This is a genomic window from Luteimonas sp. TWI596 (assembly GCF_039674105.1).
Taxonomy (GTDB): domain Bacteria; phylum Pseudomonadota; class Gammaproteobacteria; order Xanthomonadales; family Xanthomonadaceae; genus Luteimonas.
In genome coordinates, this window is the sequence record NZ_JBDJMU010000011.1 from 54,713 (window position 1) to 80,618 (window position 25,906).

General features: G+C 71.3%; 21 protein-coding genes and 1 pseudogene. 10 read left to right on the forward strand and 12 right to left on the reverse strand.

From position 1 onward, the window contains the following. Positions 1-9: 9 nt before the first annotated feature. A complete protein-coding gene (locus ABE487_RS10240) occupies positions 10-429 on the reverse strand; it encodes an I78 family peptidase inhibitor (RefSeq protein WP_346441931.1) in 420 nt (139 codons plus the stop codon). 103 nt (positions 430-532) lie between these two features. Here ABE487_RS10240 and ABE487_RS10245 point away from each other — a divergent pair, with 103 nt between their 5' ends. Continuing rightward, positions 533-2,254, forward strand: a complete 1,722-nt coding sequence (locus ABE487_RS10245; RefSeq protein WP_346452041.1) for a M28 family metallopeptidase — start codon at positions 533-535, stop codon at positions 2,252-2,254. 180 nt (positions 2,255-2,434) lie between these two features. Here the strand turns inward: ABE487_RS10245 and ABE487_RS10250 are convergent, their stop codons facing one another. Then, a complete protein-coding gene (locus ABE487_RS10250) occupies positions 2,435-2,746 on the reverse strand; it encodes a hypothetical protein (RefSeq protein WP_346448522.1) in 312 nt (103 codons plus the stop codon). Between the two features lie 355 nt (positions 2,747-3,101). On the opposite strand from ABE487_RS10250, the gene ABE487_RS10255 reads away from it, so the two are divergent. The 8 genes and pseudogenes from ABE487_RS10255 (at position 3,102) to ABE487_RS10290 (ending at position 10,763) form a co-directional block, all read left to right on the forward strand. After that, complete coding sequence (locus ABE487_RS10255) at positions 3,102-4,091, forward strand: DUF4105 domain-containing protein (protein WP_346452042.1); 990 nt, start codon at positions 3,102-3,104, stop codon at positions 4,089-4,091. Then, positions 4,088-6,098, forward strand: a pseudogene (locus ABE487_RS10260) (alpha/beta fold hydrolase). The gene ABE487_RS10255 and the pseudogene ABE487_RS10260 overlap by 4 nt, the downstream one beginning before the upstream one ends. A 257-nt stretch (positions 6,099-6,355) precedes the next feature. Beyond that, on the forward strand, positions 6,356-7,132 hold the full coding sequence (locus ABE487_RS10265; RefSeq protein WP_346452061.1) for an ATP-binding cassette domain-containing protein: 777 nt from the start codon (positions 6,356-6,358) through the stop codon (positions 7,130-7,132). Between the two features lie 52 nt (positions 7,133-7,184). Next, a complete protein-coding gene (locus ABE487_RS10270; protein WP_346441926.1) occupies positions 7,185-7,928 on the forward strand; it encodes an MlaE family lipid ABC transporter permease subunit in 744 nt (247 codons plus the stop codon). 67 nt (positions 7,929-7,995) lie between these two features. After that, positions 7,996-8,541, forward strand: a complete 546-nt coding sequence (gene mlaD, locus ABE487_RS10275) for an outer membrane lipid asymmetry maintenance protein MlaD (protein ID WP_346441925.1) — start codon at positions 7,996-7,998, stop codon at positions 8,539-8,541. A gap of 5 nt (positions 8,542-8,546) precedes the next feature. After that, positions 8,547-9,212, forward strand: a complete 666-nt coding sequence (locus ABE487_RS10280) for an ABC transporter substrate-binding protein (protein WP_346448559.1) — start codon at positions 8,547-8,549, stop codon at positions 9,210-9,212. Beyond that, entirely contained in the window at positions 9,209-9,499 is a 291-nt protein-coding gene (locus ABE487_RS10285) for an STAS domain-containing protein (protein WP_346452043.1), read from the forward strand. The genes ABE487_RS10280 and ABE487_RS10285 overlap by 4 nt, the downstream gene beginning before the upstream one ends. 181 nt (positions 9,500-9,680) lie before the next feature. Next, positions 9,681-10,763, forward strand: coding sequence for an MlaA family lipoprotein (locus ABE487_RS10290; protein WP_346452044.1), 1,083 nt, complete (start codon positions 9,681-9,683; stop codon positions 10,761-10,763). A 57-nt stretch (positions 10,764-10,820) separates the two neighbouring features. On the opposite strand, the gene ABE487_RS10295 is transcribed toward ABE487_RS10290, so the two are convergent. From ABE487_RS10295 to ABE487_RS10330, 8 genes are all read right to left on the reverse strand, one after another. Then, complete coding sequence (locus tag ABE487_RS10295) at positions 10,821-11,366, reverse strand: glutathione peroxidase (RefSeq protein ID WP_346452045.1); 546 nt, start codon at positions 11,364-11,366, stop codon at positions 10,821-10,823. A 76-nt stretch (positions 11,367-11,442) separates the two neighbouring features. Beyond that, positions 11,443-12,879: a DNA recombination protein RmuC gene (gene rmuC / locus ABE487_RS10300; protein WP_346452046.1), complete on the reverse strand. Its 1,437-nt coding sequence runs from the start codon at positions 12,877-12,879 to the stop codon at positions 11,443-11,445. 294 nt (positions 12,880-13,173) lie between these two features. After that, on the reverse strand, positions 13,174-14,322 hold the full coding sequence (locus tag ABE487_RS10305) for an aldo/keto reductase (protein ID WP_346452047.1): 1,149 nt from the start codon (positions 14,320-14,322) through the stop codon (positions 13,174-13,176). Between the two features lie 116 nt (positions 14,323-14,438). Beyond that, positions 14,439-16,403 carry a S9 family peptidase gene (locus ABE487_RS10310; RefSeq protein ID WP_346452048.1) on the reverse strand — a complete coding sequence of 655 codons (1,965 nt, stop codon included), beginning with the start codon at positions 16,401-16,403 and terminating at the stop codon, positions 14,439-14,441. Then, positions 16,400-17,380: an alpha/beta hydrolase gene (locus ABE487_RS10315; RefSeq protein WP_346452049.1), complete on the reverse strand. Its 981-nt coding sequence runs from the start codon at positions 17,378-17,380 to the stop codon at positions 16,400-16,402. Before ABE487_RS10315 ends, ABE487_RS10310 begins: the two co-directional genes overlap by 4 nt. Further along, complete coding sequence (locus ABE487_RS10320) at positions 17,377-18,009, reverse strand: FMN-binding negative transcriptional regulator (protein WP_346452050.1); 633 nt, start codon at positions 18,007-18,009, stop codon at positions 17,377-17,379. Before ABE487_RS10320 ends, ABE487_RS10315 begins: the two co-directional genes overlap by 4 nt. Then, positions 18,009-19,463 carry an amidase family protein gene (locus ABE487_RS10325; RefSeq protein WP_346452051.1) on the reverse strand — a complete coding sequence of 485 codons (1,455 nt, stop codon included), beginning with the start codon at positions 19,461-19,463 and terminating at the stop codon, positions 18,009-18,011. Before ABE487_RS10325 ends, ABE487_RS10320 begins: the two co-directional genes overlap by 1 nt. Positions 19,464-19,541: 78 nt before the next feature. Next, entirely contained in the window at positions 19,542-21,788 is a 2,247-nt protein-coding gene (locus ABE487_RS10330; protein ID WP_346452052.1) for a TonB-dependent receptor, read from the reverse strand. Positions 21,789-22,090: 302 nt separating this feature from the next. Between ABE487_RS10330 and ABE487_RS10335 the strand changes: the two genes are divergently transcribed. Next, positions 22,091-22,582, forward strand: a complete 492-nt coding sequence (locus ABE487_RS10335; RefSeq protein WP_346441914.1) for an Lrp/AsnC family transcriptional regulator — start codon at positions 22,091-22,093, stop codon at positions 22,580-22,582. A gap of 19 nt (positions 22,583-22,601) precedes the next feature. Here the strand turns inward: ABE487_RS10335 and ABE487_RS10340 are convergent, their stop codons facing one another. Further along, the gene (locus ABE487_RS10340; protein WP_346441913.1) at positions 22,602-24,695 is read right to left on the reverse strand and encodes an SMP-30/gluconolactonase/LRE family protein; all 2,094 of its coding nucleotides are present in this window, start codon (positions 24,693-24,695) and stop codon (positions 22,602-22,604) included. A gap of 1 nt (position 24,696) precedes the next feature. Beyond that, positions 24,697-25,869 carry a class I SAM-dependent rRNA methyltransferase gene (locus ABE487_RS10345; RefSeq protein ID WP_346441912.1) on the reverse strand — a complete coding sequence of 391 codons (1,173 nt, stop codon included), beginning with the start codon at positions 25,867-25,869 and terminating at the stop codon, positions 24,697-24,699. Positions 25,870-25,906 lie beyond the last annotated feature (37 nt).

Below are 25,906 nucleotides of genomic sequence, written 5' to 3' on the forward strand. Positions count from 1 at the left end.
GCCGCGACATCAGCCGCAGCGGAATCCGGTGATCCGGCCCTCGGCGTCGAGATCGATGTTCAGCCGGTCTTCGCGGAAATCCATCGTCACCGCATCGCCAGGACGGATCGCGCGACGGGTGCGGGCGCCGGCATCCTGTTGAGCCTTGTCGAAAAGCGCGTCGTTGCCGGGCTGGCCGATCATGGCCTGCACCGCCTCGGTGTCGCAGGGCGTGGTGCCGATCGCGCCCTCGGCCGACGGCTCGCCGGCCGCCGCTTCGGTTTCGATCGCACTGCCGGCCCCGGTGTCGGCATCGGCGACGCCGGCTGCGGGCGGCTCTTCCTCGAAGCCCTCGTCATGGGCAGGTGCGCAGGCAGCCAGTGCGAACGCGGGCACCAGCAAGGCGGCCAGCATGGGCCGGGGCAGCGAAACGCGGAGGCGTCGTGACATGCAGTGCTCCTGTCGGGGGGACCATCTTCCACTTTAGCCGCTGGCAGGGGCCCGGGCCAGTTGCGGCATGATGGGGAGAATTCATGCGAGGAAGAATCCGCCGATGCCACGCCGCGCTGTCCCTGTCGCTCTTCTGTCCGCCGCGCTGTCCCTGTCGCTCGCCGGCGAGCCGGCATTCGCCGCCGCCGCCGGGACCGATCGCGGCCCCGCTCCGGCCGCAACGGCCGATGTGCCGGGCGGCGGGATCGTCGCCGACAATCTCGCCCGTCACCTGTCGGTGCTTGCCTCGGATGCCTTCGAAGGGCGCGCGCCAACGACCGAGGGCGAGCGCAAGACCATTGCCTATATCGCCGAACAGTTCGCGCAGGCCGGACTGTCGCCGGGCGGCGACGACGGTGGCTGGACCCAGGCGGTCGTCCTTGAGCGCAGTGCGATCGTCGGCCCGGTCGAGGCGCGGCTGCATGTCGGCGGCCAGACGCGCGCGCTCGCCAATGGCGAGGACATCGCGGTCGAGACCCTGCGGCCGGGCGCGCGCGTGGCGCTGTCCGACCTGCCGGTGGTGTTCGCCGGCTACGGCATCACCGCGCCGGAACTCGACTGGGACGACTACGCGGGTCTCGACGTCGCCGGCAAGCTGGTCGTGGTCCTGATCAACGATCCCGATTTCGAGGCCGAGGCGCCGGGTCGCTTCGGCGGGCGCGCGCTGACCTGGTACGGCCGCTGGACCTACAAGTACGAAGAGGCCGCGCGACGCGGCGCGGCCGGCGTGCTGATCGTCCATGAGACCGAGCCGGCGTCCTACCCGTGGGCGACGGTGCGCAACGGTCGCGCCGGGCCGCAGTACGACATCGTCCGCGCCGACGCCCAGACCCATCACCTGCCGATGCGTGGCTGGATGCAGCGCGAGGTCGCGGTGCGTCTGTTCGCCGATGCCGGGCTCGATTTCGAGGCCGAAAAGCGCCGGGCGCAGCAGACGGGCTTTCGCGGCAGCGCGCTCGGCGATGCGCGCCTGGACATCGCCTTCGACGTGCAGCGCGAGCGCGTGACCAGCCACAACGTGGTCGGCGTGCTGCCGGGCGCGTCGCGTCCCGACGAGACGGTCGTGCTGTCGGGGCACTGGGACAGCTTCGGTGTCGGCGAGCCCGATGCCAGCGGCGATGCGATCATCAACGGCGCGGTCGACAACGCGACCGCAATCGCGTCGCTGATCGAACTGGCGCGCGTGTTCGCCGCCGGTCCGCGCCCGGCACGTACCTTGCAGTTCATCGCATTGACGGCCGAGGAGAACGGCCTGCTCGGTGCGACCTATTACGCGGCCAATCCGCTGCGTCCGCTCGAGACCACGGCCGCGGTGCTGAACATGGAAATGTGGAGCCCGGACGGCGAAACCCGCGACATCTCGTCCTGGGGCAACGGCCGCGTCTCGCTCGAGCGCGACCTGGCCGCGGCGGCGGCCATCGACGGCCGCACTTGGTCGTCCGATCCCAATCTCGAAGCGGGGCTGTTCTACCGCGCCGACCATTTCGCGTTCGCCCAGGCCGGGGTGCCGGCGCTGACGATCGGTCCGGGCATGGACCAGCTCGATGGCGGCGTCGAAGGCGGCAAGGCGGCGCGCGCAGACTACTTCGCGCATCGCTATCACCAGCCCGGCGACGCCTTCGACGACAGCTGGGACATGGCCGGCCCCACAGCCGATACGCGCACGGTCTACCGCCTGGCGGCGGCGCTCGCCAACACGGGCGACTGGCCGCAGTGGAACGAGGACAGCGAGTTCCGCGCGCGTCGAACCGTCAGTGACGAGGCCCGGCGCAACCCGTCGCGCTGAAGCACCTGGTCGCGCCGATGCCGCCACCCTCGGGTGGATGGCATGTTCGATTTCGAGCCGAATGCGCCAGTAAGCCAACAAAAAGCCGCCCGTGAACACACGGGCGGCATGTCGGTTGGAGCGCGTGTCGCGCCTGCCGCGTGTCGAACCGGGCAGAGGAGCGCGATCGGAACGCGACGATCAGGTGCCGGTCGTTCCGTCCTGACCCGTCGGGGGTGCCGGCGGCGTGGTCGTCGGATCGGTGGGTGGCTGCATCGTGGGATCGGTCGGCGGCGGCATGCTGGGGTCGACCGGGTCGTTGGTCGGCAGCGTCGGGTCGGTCGGCGGCGGCATCATCGGGTCGCTGGCCGGTGGCGTCTGCGAGTCCATCGGCGGCGGCGCCGTCGCCGGATCGGTCGTGGACGCAGGGCCGGTGGCGGGCGTGTCGTGGTTGTTGCACGCAGACAGCGCGAGGGCGGCGACGGCCGCAAGAGGAAGCACGATACGACGCATGGAAAACTCCTGGGTCGGTCGGAAGTGACGCGCCCAGTCTTCCGCGCCGGGTGTGGCGGGGGTGTCGTGATTTGGCTCAAATTGCGTGAGTGTCCCGCCTCCGGCACGCATGCGGTTCAGGGTCGCAGCATGCCGTGAGATGCGTCCGGCGACACGCCGGACGGCCATGGGCCGCGTGCGGGCGGGCTCTGAGGGCGGACTTAAATAGTGTACTTACTGGTTCAAATATTGCTAGGATGAACGCGTCCTGCCTATTGCAGGCCCGGCTCGAACCGCGACCATGGCGCCCGATTTCCGTTCAGATCCCCCTCCAACGACATCCGGCAACCCGGCCCGGCGCTGGCTCGGTGCCGCCATGGCCGCGCTGGCGGTCGTGCCTGTCGCCGTGTGGGGGGCGTTCGCGTTGGGGTACCAGGCGCCGGCGCCCTGGCGATGGCCATTGATCGCGGCCTGGTTGTCGGTTGCGGTGGCCGTACTGGTGTCCCTGCCGCCACGGCCGCGTCGGGCGCGGGGTCGTATCGCGCCGGTCGTCGGCGGGATCGCGTTGCTGATGCTGCTCGGCTGGTGGCAGACCTTGATGCCCTCGCACGCGCGCCTGTGGGCGGACGATGTCGCGCGATTGCTCGACGCCGATGTCGATGGCAGTCGGGTCACGCTGCGCAATGTCCGCAACTTCGACTGGCGCAGCGACCAGGACTACACCGTCCGCTGGGAGACGCGCACCTACGACCTCGATCACCTGGTGTCGGCCGATCTGATCCTGTCGTACTGGATGGGGCCGCACATCGCCCACACGCTGATCTCGTTCGGCTTCGACGATGGCCGGCAGCTGGTGTTCTCGCTGGAGATCCGCAAAGAGCGCGACGAGTCGTTCTCGGCGGTCGGCGGTTTCTTCCGCCAGTTCGAGACCGTATTGGTGGCGGCCGACGAGCACGACATCGTGCGCGTGCGCAGCAATGTCCGCGGCGAGGACGTGTATCTGTACCGGCTCGACGTGCCGCCGGCGGAACTGCGCGAGGTGTTCCTGGGCTATCTGGACGAGGCGGCGCGGCTGCGTCGCAAGCCCCGCTTCTACAACACGCTGACCAGCAACTGCACGACCATCGTGTTCGCGCTCGCGCGGCGCATCGCGCCGGCGCTGCCACTCGACTACCGGCTGCTGCTGTCGGGGCACTTCGACGGCTACGCCTACGACCACGCCGGGCTGATGCCCGGCTACGACCTGGACACGCTGCGGGCGGCCGGGCGCATCACCGCGCGCGCCCGCGCTTTCGACGGGCCGGCGGCCGACTTCCCGCGCGCAATCCGCGAAGGCGTGCCGAGCGCGCCTGCCGCCGCGCCATGACCGGCGGCCTGTACCGGCGGCTGCGGCGGGCGGTCGTCGTCGCGCTGCTGGTGGCCTTGCTCGGCGGCTGCGCGATCCTGCGTGAGTTCGGCCCCTCGGTCGCCGTCGAGCCGATGACGCCCGGCGAGACCATCGCGCTGCAACGGGGCGACATCCTGACCACCGGTCGTCTCAGCGCCGCCACGGCGCAGACGATCCGCGTCGCCGGCCTCGACACCGCCGCCTGCGCGCAGCCGTCGATCGCGTGCATCGACGCGTTGCCGGGGGTGGAGGGGATCGCGGACGAGCGCTTGCAATCGGCGGTGTCGGAACTGTGGCTGCAGCACGCCCTGGCGCTGGCCTCGCCGGTGCCTGGAAAGCCGGTCGACCCGGCAAGCGCGGACGCCCGGCTGCAGGCGCTGTTCGAAGCCGCGCGCCATGCCTACGTCTACCTGTTCTACACCGCGCGCTCCCCGGGGGAGCGTGCGTTCGAAGATCGCCAGACCCAGGTCCGGGACTGGTACAACCATGCCGTCCAGGCGGCGGCGACGCAGCTGTTCGATACCCGCTTGCGCAGCGCGCCGGCGGCCGACCGCATCGAGGTCGCTGGCTGGACGCTGCATATGGACGTGACCGGTGCGCCTGCCCGGCGGCACGGACATGCCGCAGGAACTGCTGCCGGCCGCATCGCTGTCGTTCAAGGGTCTGCGCAGCATCTACCGTCGTGATGGGTTCGGCGCTGAGATGGTGGCAGTGATGGACGACCCGGTGGCCGCCGCCGCTGCGGCCGCGCCCCAAGCGCGCGCCGGGCACGGCCCCGCCGTGCCGGCGTGGAGCGAGATGCCCTCGCCGAGCCTGACCCTGCTGTTCCGCTTTCCGGGTGAGGATGCGGCCCAAGTGCTGGCCACGCGCGAGGTGCTGGCCAGCGCGCACGCCCCCTACATCGAGGACACCGTCGTGCTGCGCGGCCAGCCGGTGCCGCTGGCCGCGAACTTCAGCGCCGGTTACGGGCTGTGGCTGGCGCGCTCGGGCTTCGCCGTGCAGTCGCTGCGCACCTTGCTGGGCCGCGAGCGCGGAATCGAGCGCCCGCACCTGTACATGATGCAGCCCTACGATCCGCAGCGGCGCATCGTGTTGATGATCCATGGCCTGGCCAGCAGTCCTGAGGCGTGGGTCAACGTCGCCAACGAAATCATGGGCGACGAGGCGCTGCGCCGGAACTACCAGGTCTGGCAGGTCTATTACCCGACCAACATGCCGATCGCGCTCAATCAGGCGGCGATCCGGCGCCTGGTGATCGATGCGCTCGCGCACGTCGATCCCGACGGACAGGCCCCCGCTTCGCGCGACATCGTGCTGATCGGCCACAGCATGGGTGGGGTGATCGCACGGCTGCTGGTGTCGTCGTCAGGCGATGCACTGTGGGACGCAGTCGTCGAGGCGCGCGAGATCGAACCGGCGCGGCTGGCGCGGATCCGCCCCAGGCTCGAACCGATGCTGCGTTTCGAGCCGATGCCGCAGGTCGGCCGTGCGGTGTTCATCGCCGCGCCGCACCGCGGCACCGAGGTCGCCGGGACCCGGCTCGGGCGTTGGATATCGGGCCTGGTGCGATTGCCACTGACCTTGCTCGAGGGCTTCGGCGACGTGATCCAGGCCTTGGCCGGCCACGATGCGGACGGCGACGCGACGCGCTCGCCCAACAGCATCGACAACCTGTCCAAGGACGATCCGTTCGTGCGCGCGGCGGCGCAGTTGCCGATCTCGCCCGCGGTGCGGCTGCACTCGATCGTCGCGCGGCGCAGCGCCGAGGGCGACTTGGCCGACAGCGACGATGGTCTGGTGCCGTACCGCAGCGCGCACTTGCCGAACGCGCTGTCGGAAAAGGTCATCGTGTCCGGGCACAGCGTGCAGGAGACCGCACCGGCGGTCCTGGAGATCCGCCGGATCCTGCACCAGGACATGGCGGGGCGCCCGGACGCCACGCCGGTGCGGCCCGGCCACGAAGCGATCGTCGATCCAGGCGCGTGACGCGCGCCCGGATCGGTCATCGGCACGACACCCGATCCGACCCCGCGTCCGGCCCAGCCAGTGACGGGCGCACCGCGTCCCACATCGGGCGATCGGGCGGCGCGCGAGGCGCTGCGTCTCACCGCCAAGGCGTTCAGGGAGGCACGAATTACTGTACTATTCGGTTCAGTCACTCCGCCTGTGTTCAGTTGCATTCCGCCAACCTTGACGGGTTTTTAACTTCGGCTGCTTGCGTGTCCTTCGATCCCGCTCCCGACATCGCCGTCCGTCTCGACCGGGTCCGTCTCGACCGCGGCGGCCGGACCGTGCTCGCGGACATCGACCTGACGGTGCCGCGCGGCAGCGTGACCGCGGTGCTGGGCCCGTCGGGGAGCGGCAAGTCGACGCTGCTCTCGGCGCTGACCGGCGAGCTGGTGCCCGCCGCCGGCAAGGTCGAGGTGTTCGGGCGTCCGGTGCCGCAGCGCCAGCGCGCGCTGTTGGAGATGCGCAAGGGCATCGGGGTGCTGCTGCAGGGCAACGGCCTGCTGACCGATCTCACGGCGGCCGAGAACATCGCGCTGCCGCTGCGCATCCACACCGACCTGCCCAAGCCGGTGATCGCGCGACTGGTCGACATGAAGCTGCAGGCGGTAGGCCTGCGCGCGGCCGCCGATCTGTATCCGCGCGAGCTGTCGGGCGGCATGGCGCGGCGGGTCGCGTTGGCCCGCGCGCTGGCGCTCGACCCGCCGCTGATGATCTACGACGAGCCGCTGACCGGCCTGGATCCGATCGCCTCGGGCGTGATCATGAGCCTGATCGCGCGGCTCAATGCCAGCCTGGGGTTGACCAGCATCGTGGTGACCCACCATGTCCACGAGACGCTGCCGGTCGCCGATCGCGCGGTGGTGATCGCCAATGGCCGGATCGTGTTCGCCGGCACCCCGGCCGCGCTCGAGGCCTCTCAGGACCCGCTGGTGCGGCAGTTCCTGCGCGGCGAGCCCGATGGGCCGATCGCGTTCGACCGTGCCGACCTCGTCCGGACGGAGGCGGCATGACGCGCACGATCCGCCCGTGTACCGCCCGCCATCGCTGCTCGGGATGCCGCCGATGACCGCCGCCATCCGTTCGCTCGGCCGCGCCGGGCTGTTCTCGTTGTCGGTGCTGCGCGCCTCTCGGCCGACTGCCGACTTCTTCGCCGAGTTGCTGCGCGAGGTCTACAAGATCGGCGGCCGTTCGTTGCCGATTATCGCCGTGGGCGGCGCCTTCGTCGGCCTGTCGCTGACGCTGCTGGGTTACCGCGCGCTGGAGACCTACGGCGCCAGCAACCAGGTCAGCGTGCTGATCGGCCTGGGCCTGTACCGGGAACTGGCGCCGGTGCTGACTGCGCTGCTGTTCGTGGGCCGTGCCGGCAGTTCGATCGCCGCCGAGCTGGGTCTGATGCGGGCCACCGACCAGATCACCGCGCTGGGCCTGATGGCGATCGACCCGGTCGCCAAGGCGGTCGCGCCGCGGTTCTGGGCGGCGGTGATCTGCGTGCCGCTGCTGACTGCGTTCTTTTGCAGCCTGGCGCTGTCGGCGAGCTGGTTCCAGGCGGTCCAGGTGCTGGGCATCGACAACGGCATGTTCTGGCAGACGATGCAGGATGCGGTCGACTTCCGCGGCGATTTTCTGACCGCGTTCCTGAAGTCGGCGGTATTCGGCGGCACCGCGGCGCTGGTCGCCTCCTATGTGGGCTTCCATGCCGAGCCGACGATCGAGGGCACCTCGGTCGCCACCACGCGGGCGGTGGTCAACGCCTCGCTGCTGGTGCTGATGTTCAACTTCGTGATGTCCGCATTCCTGTTCCGTTGATGCCCGATCCGGCGTCCGGTCTTTTCCTTCACCGCCGCGCAGGCGGCCCGCTGCAAAGGTGACACCCATGACAAGCGCCCGTGGTCCCCGTCTCGAGTTCGCCGTCGGCGCGTTCCTGCTGCTGGCGCTCGGCTCGCTGCTGGTGCTGGCGATCGCCTCGACCAACGGCAAGTTCGGCTTCGGCCGTGGCGGCACATACGAACTCACCGCGCGTTTCAGCAATCTCGGCCAGTTGCGCCCCAACGCCCCGGTGAAGATCGGTGGCGTGACCATCGGCCGGGTCGACAGGATCGACCTGGACCCGGTGAAGTTCGATTCGATCGCGACCCTGGCGATCGAGGACCGCTACGCCGAGATTCCGGCCGACACCTCGGCCGCGATCCTCACCGGCGGCCTGCTGGGCGAGAGCTACGTCGGCCTGTCGCCTGGCGGCGACCTCGAATCGCTGCAGCCCGGCGAGGAGATCGCGTTCACCTCGCCGGCGGTCGATCTGATCCAGATGGTCGGCAAGTACATGTTCAGCGGTGGCGGCGATGCCGCGCCGCCGGCGGACGACCCGCCCGCCGCCGCGTCCCCCGACGCGTCCCCCCGTGACGAAGGAGTGCTCCCATGATCCGCATGCCCCTGATCCGCCGTGTGCTGCCGCTGGCGCTGGCCGCGGCACTCGCCCTGCCGGTCGCGACCGTGTCCGCGCAGGCCCGTCCGGCCGCCGCGCCGGCCGCCGACGCCCAGGCCGGCTCCCCGAGCCAGTTGGTGCTGGCCAACAGCGAACGTGTGCTCAAGACGATCGAGGCCCGGCGCGCCGAGTTCAGCCGTGACCGCGCGGCGCTGCAGCGCTTCATCACCGGCGAGTTCGACACCATGTTCGACCGCGACTACGCCGCGCGGCAGGTGCTCGGACGGCATGGGCGCGGCGCCTCGGACGCCGACGTCAAGGCATTCGGCGATGCGCTGGCCGAGAACCTGATGCGCCGCTACGGCTCCTCGCTGCTCGATTTCAACACCCAGCTGCGCGTGCGCATCAAGTCCGAGGCGCCCCTGCCGCGCGGCCTGGGCGTGCGTGTGTCCAGCGAGCTGCTGCGCAGCGGCGGCGAGCCGGTCCCGGTGGATTACCTGATGCGCCAGAGCGGCGGCACCTGGAAGGTGTTCGACGTCATGGTCGAGGGCGTGTCGTTCGTGCGCACGTTCCGCGAGCAGTTCGACCCCGAGCTGCAGCGCAAGTCGATCCAGCAGGTCGCCCGCGAACTGCGCGCCGGCCAGATCCAGGCCGACACCGGCCGATGAGCGCGCCCGCCGCAGCCTCGGTCCGGCGCGACGGCGATGCCCTGGCGTTCGCCGGCGCGTTGTCGGCGGTGACGGTGCCGGCGCTGTGGCCGCGCGTGCAGCCGCTGCGCGCCGGCGCCCGCCGTCTCGACCTGACCACGGTCACTGCCGTCGACAGCGCCGGGCTCGCGTTGCTGGCCGAACTGGCCGGGGACGGTGCGCTCACGGTCCACGGCGAACCGCCGGGCCTGGCCGAGCTGCGCAGCGCCTACCGGCTGACCCCGGCGTTGGCCTACGTGCGCGCGTGACGCGCGGCGTGCAAGACGGCGGGTGTATCGTCGTCGTCGCCGACGCGGTCGGTTCTGCCCTGAGGTCGCGCCTGCGCGCGGCATCGGCGCCGGACCCCGGGGGGACGACGGCGAGACCACCGGCGCCCCTTCGATCCAGGGTTTCTTGATGTTCCATCGGCCCCCCCACCGGACTTCTCCGATGTCGACACCGCTTCGTACGTTCCGCCCGATCCTGCCGCTGCTCGCCGCGGCCACGCTCGTCGCCTGCGCCGGGACCGGCGCGCCGCGCGATCGGGTTCCCTCGCCGGTCGCGGTCGATGCGCCTGCCCCGAACGGGGTGCCCGACGCGGCCCAGGCCGATGCGTCCGAGCAGCCGGTCGCGCCCGATCAGGCCACGGTCGTGGCGGCCTTCGACGAGGCTGCGCGCATCGCCGGCGATGCCACGCCCGCGGACGGCACGCCGGTCGCCGACATGCCGACCCAGGCTGAGCTCGATTACGCCGCGCTCTACGGTGAGCAGGTCTACGACCCGGTCGCCGACCCGACGCTGCCGGCGGCCGCGCAGATGCCGCGCAGCTACGACCCGTGGGAACCGTTCAACCGCAAGATGTTCGCGTTCAACAGCGCGGTCGACCGCGGCGTCGCCAAGCCCCTGGCCAAGGTCTACGCGAAGATCGTGCCGCGGCCAGTGCGGCTGGGCGTGACCAACTTCTTCAGCAACCTCCGTCAGCCTGTGTCGGCGCTCAATGCGCTGCTGCAGGGGCGGCCGAAGGACGCCGGTCAGTCGCTGGGCCGGTTCGTCGTCAACAGTACGCTGGGCATCGGCGGCATCTTCGACCCGGCCACCGACGCCGACATCCCGCATCGCGATGCCGATTTCGGCCAGACGCTGGGCGTGTGGGGCTGGCAGAACTCGCGCTATGTCGAGCTGCCGCTGTTCGGCCCGCGCACGCTGCGCGACGGGTTCGGCATGGTCGGCGACGCGCCGCTGTCGCCGCTGCGCCAGCTCAGCGACGACACTTGGCGCTATGGCCTGCAGGGTCTGCAACTGGTCGACCTGCGTACGCGGCTGTTCGTGGTCGACAGCATGCGCGAGGGCGCGACCGACGAGTACGCGCTGATCCGCGATGCCTGGATGCAGCGCCGCGCCTACCAGATCGAGTCGGTGCGCCGCCATCGCAGCGACGACGACGACCTGCCCGATTACCTCTACGAAGACGACGCGATGCCGACCGTGCCGGTCGATGCGATCCCAGTCGTGCCGGGCATCTCCAACCCCTGAGTCACAGCGGGGCCGCATGCGGTCCCGCCGTCGATCGTGTGGGCGGGGCGAACCCGCTCAGCCCGCCAGCGCGGCCTCGACCGCCGCGCGCAGCCGCGGATCGTCGGCGGTCACGTCCGGCGCGAAGCGGTCGACGACGCGACCGTGGCGGTCGATCAGGAACTTCTCGAAATTCCACAGCACGCCCGGCGCCGGGTTGGGGGTCATGCCGTGGCCGCGCAGGCGTTCGCGCATCGGACCCTCGCCGGTCGCCTGCGGCTGCGCCGCGGTCAGCGCGGCATACAGCGGATGCGCGTTTGGCCCGGTGACCGCGATCTTGGAGAACAACGGAAATCCCACGTCGTAGTGGAGCGTGCAGAACTGCTGGATCTCCGCGTCGCTGCCCGGCTCTTGGCCGGCGAAGTCGTTGGCCGGAAAGCCCAAGATCTCCAGCCCCGCCGCGTGCTTCTTGCGATACAGCGCTTCGAGTCCGGCGTACTGCGGGGTCAGCCCGCACTTGGAGGCCACGTTGACCACCAGCAGCGCCTTGCCGGCGTAGGCGCCGAGTGTCGTGGTCTCGCCATCGATGGTCGTGAGCGGGATGTCGGTCAGTGCTGCGGTCATGGCAGGCGTCGGCAGGTGGGGGAGCGCCGATCATGCCACCGCCGCGCCGTCATGGCGGCGGCGATGCGGGCGCCGGTCAGTCCTGCGCGCCGTCGACGCTGTCGTCGAGCGCATCGCCCAGCAGCGCCTGCGCGTCCGGGCCGGGCAGCGACTCGACGCCGCGCAGCTGGCGCTCGATCGCACGCGTGCGCACACCCGCCGCCTTGATGCTGTTCTGCACGGTGTCGAGCTGGCTGGTGGCGCGCTCGAGCACGGTCGCGAACTTGCCGAACTCGGTCTTGACCGCGCCCAGCACCTGCCACACCTCGCTCGAACGCTGCTCGATCGCCAGCGTGCGGAAGCCCATCTGCAGGCTGTTGAGCAGCGCGGTGATCGTCGTCGGCCCGGCGACCACGATGCGGTGCTCGCGCTGCAGCAGATCGACCAGGCCGGCGCGGCGGATGACCTCGGCGTAGAGCCCTTCGGTCGGCAGGAACATCACCGCGAAATCGGTGGTGTGCGGCGGGCACACGTACTTGTCGCAGATCGATTTGGCCTGCACCCGGATTGCGCGTTCGAGCTGGGCGACCGCGGTCTTCACGGCCTCCGCGTCGCCCTGTTCCTGCGCATCGAGCAGGCGCTCGTAATCCTCGCGCGGGAACTTCGCATCGACCGGCAGCCACACGACGGCGTCGGCATCCCCGCGGCCCGGCAGGCGGATCGCGAAATCCACGACTTCCGCACCGCCCGGCTTGACCCGCACGCCACGGCCATACTGCTCCTGGGTCAGCGTCTGCTCGAGGATGTTGTCCAACTGCACCTCGCCCCAGCCGCCGCGGTTCTTGACGTTGCTCAGCACGCGCTTGAGGTCGCCCACGCCGGTCGCCAACTGCTGCATCTCGCCCAGGCCGCGCTGCACCTGCTCGAGCCGCTCGGACACCAGCTTGAACGACGCGCCCAGGCGCGCCTCGAGCGTGGTCTGCAGCTTCTCGTCGACGGTCGCGCGCATCTGCTCGAGCTTGGCGGCGTTGTCGGCCTGCAAGGCGCGCAGCTGCTGCTCGAGCGTGGCGCGCATCTCACCGATGCGCTGCTCGTTGCGCTGGGTCAGTTCGTTCAGGCGCGCGCCCAGCGCGTCGGCGAACCGCTGCTGCTGGTCCGCACTTTCGGTGCGGGCCTTGCGCGCGTCCTCGCCCAGCGCCGCGCGCAGCACGTCGAGGCGTTCGTCGGTGGTGCGGGTGAATGCGTCGAGCCGTGCATCGGTGCGCACGGTGAACTCATCCAGCCGCTGGTCGGTGCGTGCGGCGACCGCCTGCAGCTGCGCGCCGAACGCGTCGATGCGCTGCGCCTGGGCAGTGGCGAAGCCATCGAGCTGCTGGCGCAGCTCCGTCCGGCCCGCGCGCTGTTCCTCGCGCAGCGCGCGCTCCAGCGCCTCGCCGCCCGCGCCGGGACGACGCAACAGCAACAACACGAGCAGGCCCGTCGCGACCGCGACGAGGACGAGGATCAAGGCGAGCAGGACGACATGCGGGTTCATTGGCGCCAAGTGTAGCCAGCCCGGTCGCATGCGGTGCGTCGGCGGTGGCGATGGCCGCGCGTCTGCGATCAGGGCGGGCCTGTGCAGGTATGGCCACGATGCGTCGAACCTTGCTCGCGCTCGGGCAAGCGGCTGTTGGTGGCGCCGGCCGGTTACTTCCGCAAGGGCGACCTGGACATCATCGCCGCGCGCTAGGGCGTGCCGCGCGTGGAGACCCTGCCGGCGTTGATCGCGGCCGTGCGCGCCCGGCTGGCCGCCTCGCACTCGACGCCGTAGCGCCGGGGGCGGGCTGCATCAGCCCGCTGCAGGCACCGGCGCGTTCGCAGCGACGATGCCGGCGCGCCGCAGGTCGTCCCAGACGCCGCCGGGAATCGCCACCGACATCGAGGCAATGTTCTCCTGCACCTGCCGCGCGTTGCGTGCGCCGGGCACGATCGCCGAGACGACCTCGGGTGCATTGGCGAACTGCAGGGCGACAGTGCGCAGGTCGACGCCGTGCGCACGCACGATTTCTTCGGCTTTCGCGCGTTTTTGCTGGGCATCGGCCGGCACCGGCTGCGACCCGTACAGGTAGCGGTCGCGACCGGTCAAAAAGCCGGCCAGCAGCGGTGAGCCGACGATCACCGAGATGTCCTTCGCGGCGAGCTTGGGGAAGGTGTCGTCGAGCGCGCGCTGGTGGTCGAGCAACGAGTATTGGCAGGCGAGCAGGAAGAGATCCGGGTCGGCCACCTCGATCGCCCGCAGCGCCGGGTCTGGCGTGTTGACGCCCATGCCCCAGGCCTTGATCAGGCCTTCTTCGCGCATCTTGGTCAGCTCGACGAAGGCGCCGGTGCGGGCCTGCTCGAAGTACTCGGTCCAGCGTTCCTTCATGTCGCCGTTGTCGGGCGACAGGTCGTGGATCAGCACGATGTCGATCGCATCGATCCCCAGGCGTTGCAGGCTGTCCTCGATCGAGCGGCGCGTGCCGGCCGCGCTGTAGTCGTAGCGGTAGTCGAACGGCGGCGGGTCCTTCCAGCCGACCTTCGGCGTTTCCTTCGTCGCGGTCAGCAGGCGGCCGACCTTGCTGGAGATGACGTACTCGTCGCGTGGTTTCTGGCCCAGCACATGGCCGAAGCGACGTTCGGAGCGGCCCAGGCCATACCAGGGCGAGGTGTCGAACAGGCGCATGCCGCCGTCCCACGCGGCCTCCAGTGTGGCCTGCGCGTCGTCCTCGGTGACGACCGCCCAGTTGTTGCCCAGTGGCGCGCCGCCCAGTCCGACGCGCGCGCGCGGGCGGTATCTGCCGCTGCTCGCGGGATTGGTCGGCAGCGCAGCGGACCGGCGACGGCCCTGCGTCGGCAGGACATCGCCGGGGGCGGTCTGGGCGCGCGCGGCCAGCGGCGCGGCGGCGAGGGTGGCGGCGCCGAGGGCGGCGGCGGACAGGAAAGCGCGTCGGGAGGACATGGCGGGCTCCATCGTGCGGGGAACGGGCAGCACCGCCCCGCGCGCGGGCGCCGAGGCGATGCCGTGATCCCGCACCCTGCCAGCCCGCGCGGCTGTGGACCGTGAACCGAGCCGGTTCAGCGCAGCGTGTGATCGAGCCAGTCGAGCACGCGCTGCTGCAGATCGATCTCGTGGGCCTGTTCGTGGAACCAGTGCGGGCCGCGCGGATAGGTGACCAGCTCGACCGGCGTGCCGTTGAAGCGCAGCGCGCGATGGAGCATCTGCGCCTGCGACAGTGGCACGCGCGCGTCGGCCTCGCCATGCAGGATCAGGACCGGGACGTGGATGTCGCGCGCGTGATGCACCGGCGATTGCGCGTCGTAGGTCGCGCGCTCGCGCAGCGGATCGCCGAAGTAGCCGGGCAGGTAGTCGGGCACGTCGTTGGTCAGCGCCGCGCTCGCCAGGTCGAGCACGCCGGCGCCGACGATCGCAGTGCGGAACCGGTCGCTGCGTGCGACCGCCCAGGCCGACAGGTAGCCGCCATAGCTCCAGCCACCGATCGCGACGCGCGCCGGATCGGCGATGCCGTCGCGCTCGAGCAGGTCGAGGCCGTCGAGCACGTCCTGCAACGGGCCGTCGCCCCAGTCGCCACGGGCGAGTTCGGCGAATTCGCTGCCGTGCCCTTCCGAGCCGCGCGGGTTGGGCAGCAACACGGCGTAGCCGCGTGCGGCGAGTATCTGCGCCCATTCGTGCCACGAGCCCTGCCAGCCCGACCACCAGGCCCAACCCGGCCCGCCGTGGATCTGCACCAGCGTCGGCAGCCGCGTCGCACCGTCCCAGTCGGGCGGGGTGACCAGCAGGGCGCTGATCAAACGGCCATCGCGCGAGGCGGGCCATTCGAGTTCGCGCACCCGACCCAGCCGCCAGCCGGCGACCTGCCGATGGTGGTCGCTGCGTTGCGCCAGCCGAGTGCCGTCGAAGGTCCAGACATTGCCGGGGCTGTCGTCGCGCAAGCCGAGGTAGGCGGCGCGGCCATCGGCGGCGACGGTGAAACCGCGGAACGGAATCTGCGGCCGCGCGCGCTCGGTCGCCGCGCCGGTCGCCGCATTGAGCTGCACCAAGGCGCCGCGGATGCCGCGCTGGCCCTGGCCGAGCAGGGTCGCGTCATCCTGCCAGCGCGCCAGCCACAGCGTGCCCGGCCAGTGTTCGCCAAGCGCGACGCGGGTGTCGCGAGCGATGTCGTGCACGATCGGTGTGGCGACCATGCCGTGCGTGCCCAGGCGGCCGTACAGCAGCCGGGTGCCGTCGGGCGACCACTGCAGCGGATGCGCCGAGGCATGCGGTTCCAGCGGCGCACCGATGCGTCCGCTGGCGACGTCGAGCAAGACCACTGCCGAGTCGTACCAGTAGTCGTTGAGCGTGGTGCCCGAAGACGTGCGCAGCGCCAGCGTGCGGCCGTCGGGCGACCACGCCAGGTCGTGGACCTGCAGCCCGACCGGCGTGAGCGCGCGTGCCGCGCCATCGGGCAGCGCACGCAGCCACGCGCGCGAGAAACGTGTCGGCTGCTCGACCACGACAGCATCGTCCTTGGCCGCCAGGCGCGCGGCCTCATCGGGCGAGGATGGATCGGTCTGCAGCCAGGCGAGCCGGGTGCCGTCGGGCGACAGGTCGAACGCGGTCACATCGGTGGGCGTATCGGTGAGCGGTGTCGCCGCATCACCGTCGGCGTCGACGCGCCAGACCTGGGTCGGGCCGGTGGCGTCGGCGCCCGGTGGCCGACGGTCGGACAGGAACAACAACTGCCGGCCGTCACGCGACCAGCGCGGCTGGCGGTCCTGGGCGTCGTCCGGCACGGGCAGGGCACGCGGCGCAGTGTCGCCGTCGAACGCCACGCGCCAGACCTGCGTGCGTGGCGCTGCGCCGCCGGGCTGCGGCGTGCCGACGGTGTAGGCGATGCGGCGTCCGTCGGGCGCGATCTGCGGATCGTCGACGGCGGCCAGCGCGGCGATGTCTTCGGGGGTCGGCAGGTGGCCGTGCGCAGGGACGTGCGCGGACGCCAGTCCGGGTAACAGCAGCAGGCCCAGCGCCAGACGGCGGATCATGCGCCCGCTCCGGCAGGCGCCAGCCGCGTGCGCAGCCAGCCGGCGCCGCGCGCCAGCGCATCGCGCGCGATGTCGGACACCGACATGGCCTCCAGGAAGCTGTGCGGCGCCCCGGCATACGCCTGTGCGTCGACCTCGACGCCGCTCGCACGCAGGCGCGCCGCCATCGCCGCGTTCTGCGCCGCGAGCACGTCGCGTTCGCCCCAAAGCAGCAGCGTCGCGGGCAGGCCGTGCAGTGCGGCATGCGCGGGCACGGCCGCGGGGTCGCGGCAGCGGTCCGCCGCCTCACCGAGATAGGCGCGCCAGTAATCGGCCATCTCGTCCGCGCCGAGCATCGCATCGGCGCCGCCCAGCGTCGTCGCCGAGTCGGTGTCGATCGCGGTGTCGAACGCGCCGTAGTGCAGCAGCAAGCCGGCGAGTCCCGTCTGCCCGTCGGCGTCGCGCAACTGCAGTGCGCTGGCGAGTGCGAGATTGGCACCGGCCGAGTCGCCGCCGATCGCCAGTCGCGTGGCATCGAGGCCGAAGTCGTCGGCGCGCGCGCGCAACGCACGCACCGCATCCACACATTGCCGCAGTGCGGTCGGATAGGGATGCTCGGGCGCAAGCGCGTAGTCGATCCCGACCACGACGATGCCCGCGCGCGCAGCGAGTTCGCGCATCAGCCGGTCGTGGGTGTCGAGGCTGAAGAGACACCAGCCGCCGCCGTGTACGTAGACCAGTGCCGGAGCCGGGTGGCTCGCGCCCGCCGGACGGTAGACGCGCACGTCGAAGGCGTCCGCCGCGCTGTCGATGCGATGCGTGGTGGTCTGCGCCATCGTCGGCCCACCCGCGCGCCACGGCGTCCGTACGGTCTCGGCGATCGCACGCCGCTGCGGCCAGTCGAGCGTGCGGCCGCCGGCCAGGCGGGCGCCTTCGCTACAGATCGCGGTCACGAAGCCGCGCAGCATTGGGTCCAGCGCGTCGGGCGCGGCGCTCATGCGTGGCGGTCCGCGGCGAAGTCGCGCATCCAGTCGACCAGCGCGTGTTCGCCGCCGCGGGTCAGGCCCGCGAGCAACTGCGCGAAGTCGTGCGGCGCTTCGTCCTGGCCGAGCTTGAACGTGGCGCGGGTGGCGACGATGTGGCCGCGGATCGCGGTCACTCCGCTCGCCAGCCGGGCGTAGCGTTCGCCCATTTCCTGCATCGACCAGGCAGCCGGGCGGCCCGCTTCCATCGACGTCACCAGCGCATCGAGCTCGTCGGCGATGTCGGCCTGGCTGTCGCTGCAGGCGACGTCCAGCGTGAACGCAGCCGCGGCGTAGTTCCAGCTCGGGGCCTGGGTGCGGTCGTCGAGCCAGCTCGGCGACACGTAGGCGTGCGGACCGATGACCAGGGCATGGGCCCGCGGATCGCGTTGCAGCCTGGCCACGTGCGGGTTGCGTCGTGCCAGGTGGCCGCGCAGTGCGACCAGCCGCCCCTGGGCATCGCATTCCACGCGCAGCGGCAGCGGGGTGAACGCCGCATCGTCGCCGCCGGGCGACACCAGCCAGGCGAAGGGTTGCGCCTGGACCAGGCGCACGATGTCGCCGTCGTGGCGGGGCGCATAGCGGGTGTCGCGGGCGTGACCCATCAGCGTGTGTCCTCGTGGTTGGCCACCGACGTCGGTGGCCAGCGATCTTGCCAGGGTGCGGCCGCCTCCAGTTCGTAGGCCAGCGCCAGCAGCAGGGCTTCGCGGCCGCGGTCGGCCGCGAACTGCACCCCGATCGGCAGGCCGCTGTCGCTGTGCGCCAGCGGCAGCGAGATCGCAGGCGTACCGGCAAGGTTCTGCAGCGGCGTGTAGGAGATCCATTCGAACATCGCCGGCAACAGCGCGGCGAAGTCGCGGTCGGGCGCCAGCGTGCCCAGGGTCGGTGGCGGCGTGCGCAGGGTCGGACACAGCAGCACGTCGTAGTGCGCGTGGAAGCGCGAGAACAGATCCGGCAGCGCGGCCATGGTCGTCCAGGCGCGTTCGAGCTCGGCGACCCCGCAGTGCGCTTCGTGCCACTGCGCCAGGCCCTGCGTCCACGGCTCGAGTGCGCGCTGCGCGAATGCGGCGCCGCCCTGGGCGGTCGCCAGTTCGACCGCGTCCACGCCCAGCCGCGACCACAAGGTGTGCAACGCCGCCCAGACCGCCTCGCCGTCCAGGGGCCAGGTCACCGCCTCGACCGCATGGCCCAGCGATGCGCACAGCTGCGCGGCCGACTGCGTCGCCGCCGCGACCTCGGGAGCGGGCGCCAGCCCCGGCAGCGATTCGAGCACCAGCCCGATGCGCAGGCGTTTGCGATCCGGCCCGGTCACCGCGGCCGGGCGGTCGGGATGCGCGGTGGCGAAGGCCCAGGCGGTGTCGCGAACACTGCGCGACATCAGGCTGTCGGCGACGATCAGGTCCTCGATCGCATGGCGGCCGCGCACCTGCACGCAGGCCCCACGCCCGGGCTTGAGCCCGACGACGCCGCAGGCCGAGGCCGGAATGCGGATCGAGCCTGCACCGTCGCTGCCGTGCGCCAGCGGCACGATGCCGGCCGCGAGTGCGGCTCCGGCGCCGCCGCTGGAGCCGCCCGGCGAATGCGCGCGCGACCACGGGTTGCGCGTGACCGGGCCGAGCAGCGGTTCGGTCGAGCCCATCAGGCCGAACTCGGGCATCGCGCTCTTGCCGATCGCCACCAGGCCCGCAGTGTCGAAGCGCTGCACGAACGGCGGCGCCTCGGTCGCCGGTTCACTGCTACGGCTGCGCGAGCCGCCGCGCGTGGGCATGCCCGGTACGCGCAGCGAATCCTTCGCCAGCCATGGGACACCGGCCAGCGGCGCGGCCGGGTCCGGGCCTGCGGCATCGAGTGCGCGCGCGCGGCGCCGGGCATCGTCGAATGCCGGATGGCTCAACGCGCCGAGCGCGGGATCGATCAGTTGCGCGCGGACGATCGCCGCCTCGGTGAGTTCGAGCGCGGACACCTTGCCGCTGCTGCGCAGCGCGGCCTGCGCGTGCGCGTCCAGCCGGCCCAGCGCCAGCGCATCGGCGCGCCCGGCCGGGGAATCGAATGACGTCATGGACTCGTGCATCTCCTGTCGCGCCGTGCCCGGGTTGGGCCGGCATGAAGAATTGCGACGCGGCGCAGCCGCGTCGGATCAGTAGCGCCAGTGCACCGTCACGCCGAACGTGCGCGGCCGCACCAGGCCCTGGCCGATGCCGTTGACCTCGGACACGCTGCGGGTGATGCCGCGCACGTCGCCCAGGTTGCTGCCGAACAGGGTCAGGTCGGTGCTGCCGAAGGTCATGCGATAGCGCAGGTCGACGGTGTTGTAGTTGCCCTGGGTGTGACGGACCGCACCGGGCACGGCCGATGCCAGGTCGCTGATGCCGCTGCCGATGTACTGGTGGGCGAGCGTCAGCGTCGGCGCGAAGCGCGCGTCGAACTGGTAATTGAGCACGTTGCTGACGGTCCAGTCGGCCGAGCCTGGCAGCTGCGCACCTGCCGGCGCGGTGCCGGCCCAGAGGATCTCCAGGTCCTCGTCCAGTCGGGCCTGTTGCCAGGTCGCGGACAACTGCCAGTCGAAGCCGGCGACCGGTCGCCAGGTGGTCGCCAGTTCGACGCCGCGGCTGTAGGCCTGGCCGCCGTTGCTGGCGTAGTTGTAGAAGTCGGGCGTTTGCAGGCGCAGTTGGATGTCCTTCCAGTCGACGTAGAACAGCGTGGCGTCGACCAGCCAGCGGCCGTCGGCGAAGCTGCTGCGTGCGCCGAGCTCGTAGTTGACCAGGCTGTCGCTGCGCGAGCCGGCGGGAATCGGGTAGGCGCTCAGGCCCCCTGTATTGGGTTCGCCGAAGCGGAAACCTTCCGACACCAGCGCGTAGACCATCAGGTCCTGCGACGGTGTCCAGGTCAGCGAGGCCTTCGGATTGAAGCCGTCCTCGTCGGTGCGCGCCCGGGTGACGACCGGGGCGCCGGGCCAGGTGGAGAACCCGACCTGGGTGCTGCGCGACTCGACGCGGGTGCGGAAGAAGCGGCCGCCGAGCGTGGCTTTCCACTGGTCGTTGAAATGGAACGTGCCCTCGCCGAAGACCGCCAGTTCGGTGCCGTCGAGATGGCTGTAGAACGCGTTGAAGATCGCGTCGTCCGGCGCGATGACCGCGCCGCTGCCCGGTCCGAACAGCGGCGAGCGGTCGAACGCCCCGGCCGCCCCCTGCGCGCCGAGCGCTTCGTAGGTGGCCTTGTCGGTCTGGAACACCATGCCCCCCACCAGCCACTCGAGCCGTTGCGCACCGGACGAGGCCAGCCGCAGTTCCAGGCTGCGTCCGGTGCTTTCGCCGCCGGATGCGATGTACAGCGGGGTGTCGAGATCGAGCCCGAGGTCGGCGTTGTAGGCGCCGCGGATCGGGGTGTAGTCGAACTGCCAGTCCTGGCGCTTGTCCTGCTGGGCGAGCAGCGCGGTCAGGGTCGCAAAGCCCAGGTCCTGGTCCAGCCGCAGGCTGTGCACCGCGACCCGCGTGTCGGTGAACTCGGGAATCGCGGTATTGCGCTCGAACTCGCCGAGCCCGGCGATGCGGTAGCTGTTGTCGTCGGCATCGGTGTTCTGCCACAGGCTCAACCAGCTCAGTGTGGTGGCCTGCGATGGCGTCAGCGTGACCGACAGTCGGCCGCCGGCGGTCCGGCTGTCGTTGCTGCCGTCGCGGCCCAGGCCGATGTTGTCGAGGTAGCCCGGGTCCTCGCGCAGCTGCGCGACGGCGCGCACCGCGAGCACGTCCTGCGCGATCGGCAGGTTGACCATCGCCTTGGCGCCGAAGCCGACATCGGCATTGCGGGTCTGGCTGGCGGTGAGTTCGGCGGCGGCGTCGAAGCCCGAGGCATCGGCGAGGTTGGCGACGTAGTTGATCGCCCCGCCCATCGACGCCGAACCGAACAAGGTGCCCTGCGGTCCGCGCAGCACTTCGACGCGATTGATGTCGAAGGCGTCGATGTCGGGGACGACGATCGTCCAGCCCGGCTCGGTCAGCGGCACTTCGTTGAGGAAGTAGCCGGTCGTGGTCTGCCCTTGCACGTTGCCCGAGCTGGTCGCGATGCCGCGCATGACCACATGCGAGACGCCCGGCTGGTAGTTGTTGAACACCACGCCGGGCGTGCGCTGGATGTAGTCGCCCAGCGACTGTGCGCCGAGATCCTCGAGCTGCTGCCCGGTGACCGCCGACACCGAGCCGGCGATCTCGCGCACCGACTCCTGGCGTTTGCCGGCGGTGACGACGATGGTGTCGAGCTCGGTGGTCGAGGGTCCGGTTGCTGCGGCGTCCTGTCCCAGGGCCACGGCCGGGGCCGTCAGCAACGGCGTACACAGACAGGCCAGATGAACGGCGCGGGTCAGGCGTGAGACGGTAGGCGGCTGCATGGGAATCCCCGTTTGGCGGTGGCTGGACACGGATACGTCCGTGGCGCGGCTGGGCGTCCCCTTCCCGGCGCGCTGCGACGCGTTTCGAGTATTAGAAGACGTGCGCGACCGCGTCCAGCAGATTCCACGGCCGCCAATCATCGGCCAAGTCATTGAATCCAAACGGGAGGGTGCGGGTCCGCACCGCATATGCGACGGTATGGGGCGGCCAATTTCGCAGAATCTGCGTCCCGACCACCAAAATTCGGTACGTTGTACCGTCCATTGTCCCGACACCACCCCATCGTCCCGCCCATGCCGTCATGACGATCCGTCCGCCCGACCGCACCGACCTGAGAATCCTCGACGTGCTGCAGCAGGACGCGCGCATCACCAACCATGCGCTGGCCGAGCGCGTCGCGCTGTCGCCCAGCGCGTGTCTGGCGCGGGTGCGTGCGCTGGAGCAGCGCGGCCTGATTCGCAGCTACCGCGCCCAGGTCGCGGTCGATCGCATCCGCTCGGCGACGATCGTCATGGCGCAGGTCAGCTTCCGCCAGCATGCGCTCGAGGGGTTCACCGAGTTCGACCGGCGCATCCTGGCGATGCCGGAGATCGTCGAGGCCAGTCGCGTGTCCGGTCCCTACGACTACATGCTGCGGGTCATCGTCCGCGACGTGCACCACTGGAAGGACGTCGCCCGCGCGCTGCTCAGCGGCGACGACGGCGTGGAGAAGATCGTCTCGCACTTCCTGATGGACGAGGTCAAGGCCTTCGCCGGCTATCCGTTGACCGACGACGCGCCGGCGCTGCGCTGATCGGGGCGCCGCACGCGCCTCAATGCAGCCGCAGCGGCAGCGCGCGCGTGGCGGTGTTGCCGCTGGCATCGCGCACCACTGCGCGCAGCACATAGTCGCCGGCCGTCAGCGTCGCCGGATCCCACAGCGCCGGTTCGAGGCGGCCGTCGCGCACCACGTTGTTGACCGCATAGCGGAAGCGCGTGCGTGAGGCGCCGTGCACGGTGATGCCGCTGTCGGCCGCGTAGGCCACGCGCACCGCCTCGCGATGCGGCGGCATGCGGTCGAAGTCGATCGTCATCACCGGGGTCTCGAAGCCGGGCAGCGGCGTGCCGTCGGCCGTCAGCAGTTGCCAGCCCAGCGCGTGCAGGCCCAGGCGCCGGCGCGCCAGGTTGCCGTCGACCTGGTCCCAGGCCTCGACGACGATCTGCACGCCACCGCCCGCGCGCGGCACGCGCAGCCGGCCGTCTTCGCGCGCGACGATCGGCTGGTCGCTCGCGTCGAGCAGGGCGAGGTCATCGATGCGCGGCGCGACGGTGTCGACGAAGTTGCGGAAGCGCAGCCCGATCGCATTGCGCTGATAGCCGGGGGGGCCGACCATGAGGTGCACATGCGCCTGCGCGTTGATCGTGCCGATCGCATCGCCGGCGCGCAGCCGCGTGCCGCGCGGGATGCGCACGCGCGCGGTGCGCCCGTCGTCGCCCGCGATCAGTTGAAAGCGCGGATCGAGCGCCTCGCCGCGCGGCGTGCGGCCCACGCGCATGTGCATGTAGGTCAGCTCGTCGAGGACCAGATGCTCGGCCTGGTCGCCGAATCCGGCGGCGGCGAACGGGCTGGCGACCTTGGCGTCGGCGATCACCAGCACCGGGGTGCCGACATCGCCACGCACGTCGAACCCCGCATGCAGGTGGTTGCGCGACTCGCCGCGGAAGTTGCCGCGGACCTCGCCGAGCGTGCCGACGACCTCGTGCCAGCCGTCCTGCGGCGCCAGCGGCCAGCGGCCGCGGGTGTCGGGCAGCGCGATGTCGGGTGCCGGACCGACGGCGGCATTGGCGAGGTTCTGCTTGGCGCGTTGCGGGCGCACCTGCACGATGCGGTGCACGCGATGCGCGGCCGCGTCGGCGACCCACAGCCGGCTCCAGGCATCGAACGCGAGCCCGGCCGGTCGCGCCAGGCGCTGGTCCATGTCGCGGCCGATCAGCACGTGCGTCTGCCCATCGGGCGCGACTTGCAGCACGCGCCCGCGCGCGAGTTCGCCGAGGTAGAGCCGGCCCTGGGCATCGATCGCGACCGAGATCGGCGCCGAGGGCGCGTCGCCCTGCAGGAGCGGCGTCGTCGTGCTGCCGTCTGGCGCGATGCGCCGCAGCGCGTGGTTGCCGGTATCGGCGACCCACACGCGGCCGTCGGCGTCGACGGCGACTCCGCTCGGTGTGTCGAAGCGCGCCTGCGCCCCGGCGCCATCGGCGAAACCCGGCCGGCCGTCGCCGGCCAGCGTGCGCACCTGGCCGTGCTCGATCACACGGATGCGGTCGTTGAAGCCATCGGCCACGAAGATCCGGCCGGACGTGTCGACTGCAACGCCGGTCGGCGCATGGAAGCGCGCTTGGCTCACCGGGCCGTCGGCAAAACCGGCCTCGCCGGTGCCGGCGAGGGTCGTCACCGTGCCGTCGGGCGCGACGGCGCGGATCGCGTGGTTGCCGGTGTCGGCGACCAGCAGCGTGCCGGCGGCGTCGATCGCCAGACCCGAGGGCGTGTGGAAGCGCGCCCGCGCGCCGCGGCCGTCGGCGAATCCCTCCGCGCCGCCGGCGAGGGTGTCGACGCGGCCGTCGGCGCCGATCCGCCGGATGCGGTTGGATGCGCCGCCCTCGGCGACGAACGCCGTGCCGTCGGCCGCGATCACGATGCCGTAGGGGTCGTCGAAGCGCGCCTGTGCACGATCGTCGTCGACCGCGCCGCGATGCCCGTCGCCGGCCGCCAGCTCGAGGCGTGCCGGCAGGCCCGCCGGTGGCGGACCGAGCAGTGGCGGTTCGCTGTGCCGACGCTCCCACCAGACGCTGCCCGCGAGCGCGGCGAGCGTCAGTGCCGCCACGCCCCACAGCGCCCGGCGTGCGCCGGGCCGCAGCCGCGCCGTCACCCTAGTCGAGCACGCGGCAGAACACCGCCTTGAGATAGCGCGATTCCTGCACGTGCGCCAGGAACGGGTGATCGGGGCCGGCGCCGGCGACCTTGAGCACCTGGATCGTGCGGCCGGCGTAGAACGCCGCGCGGCGCAGCATGTCCAGGAACTGCTCCTCGCTGACCAGCCCGGTGCACGAGAACGTCGCCAGCAGGCCGCCCGGCTTCACCACGCCGAGCGCCAGCTTGTTCATGTCCAGGTACTTCTTCAGCGCCGGGATCACCTGGTCGCGATCGCGGGTCATCTTGGCCGGGTCGAGCACGACGACGTCGTAGGCGTCGCCCGCGTTCCCCGCATCACGCAGCCACGGGAAGATGTCGGCCTGCACGAAGCGGATGCGCACATCGTTGAGGCGGGCATTGCCCTTGGCGATCTCGATCACGTCCTCGTCGATGTCCACACCGACCACTTCGCTGGCGCCACGCACGGCTGCGTAGACACCGAAGCCGCCGGTGTTGCAGCACAGGTCGAGCATGCGCTTGCCCGCGACCTGGCGGCTGAGCCATTCGCGGTTCTCGCGCTGGTCGGCGAAGAAGCCGGTCTTGTGCGCCCCGGCCGGGTCGGCGCGGAAGCGCACGCCGTGCTCGGTGATGATCGCAGGCTCGGCGGGCGTGCTGCCGCGGAAGTCGAAGCTCTCCTGCTTCTGCACATGCTCGTCGGCGAAGCTGTGGAACCGGCAGCCGGGGAACTGCTCGCGCAGCGCCTCGAAGATCCAGTCGCGGTGGCGGAACGCGCCGGCGCTGAAGAACTCGACCACCAGCAGGTCGCCATAGCGGTCGACGACCAGGCCGCTGATGCCGTCGCCTTCGCTGTGCACCACGCGCCAGGCGTCGGAGACGGCGTCGAGCCCGAGCACCTCGCGGCGCAGCGCGACCGCGTCGGCGATCTTGCGCGAGAACCAGCCCGCGTCGACCGGGACATCGGGATGGGTTTCGAGAATGCGCACGGCGATGCGCGAATGGCCGTTGTAGAAGCCGCGGCCGATCCATTCGCCGTCGACGCCGACGACCTCGACGATGCTGCCGGGCTTGGGCCGCTGCGCGGGCTTGTCGACCAGGCGCTGAAAGATCCAGGGATGACTCGAACGCCAGGCGTTCTTGAGGCGGACGACGGGGTTGGGCGTGTTGGTCATCGCGGCATTCTACGCGCTCGCCGCGCAGCGGCCGCTC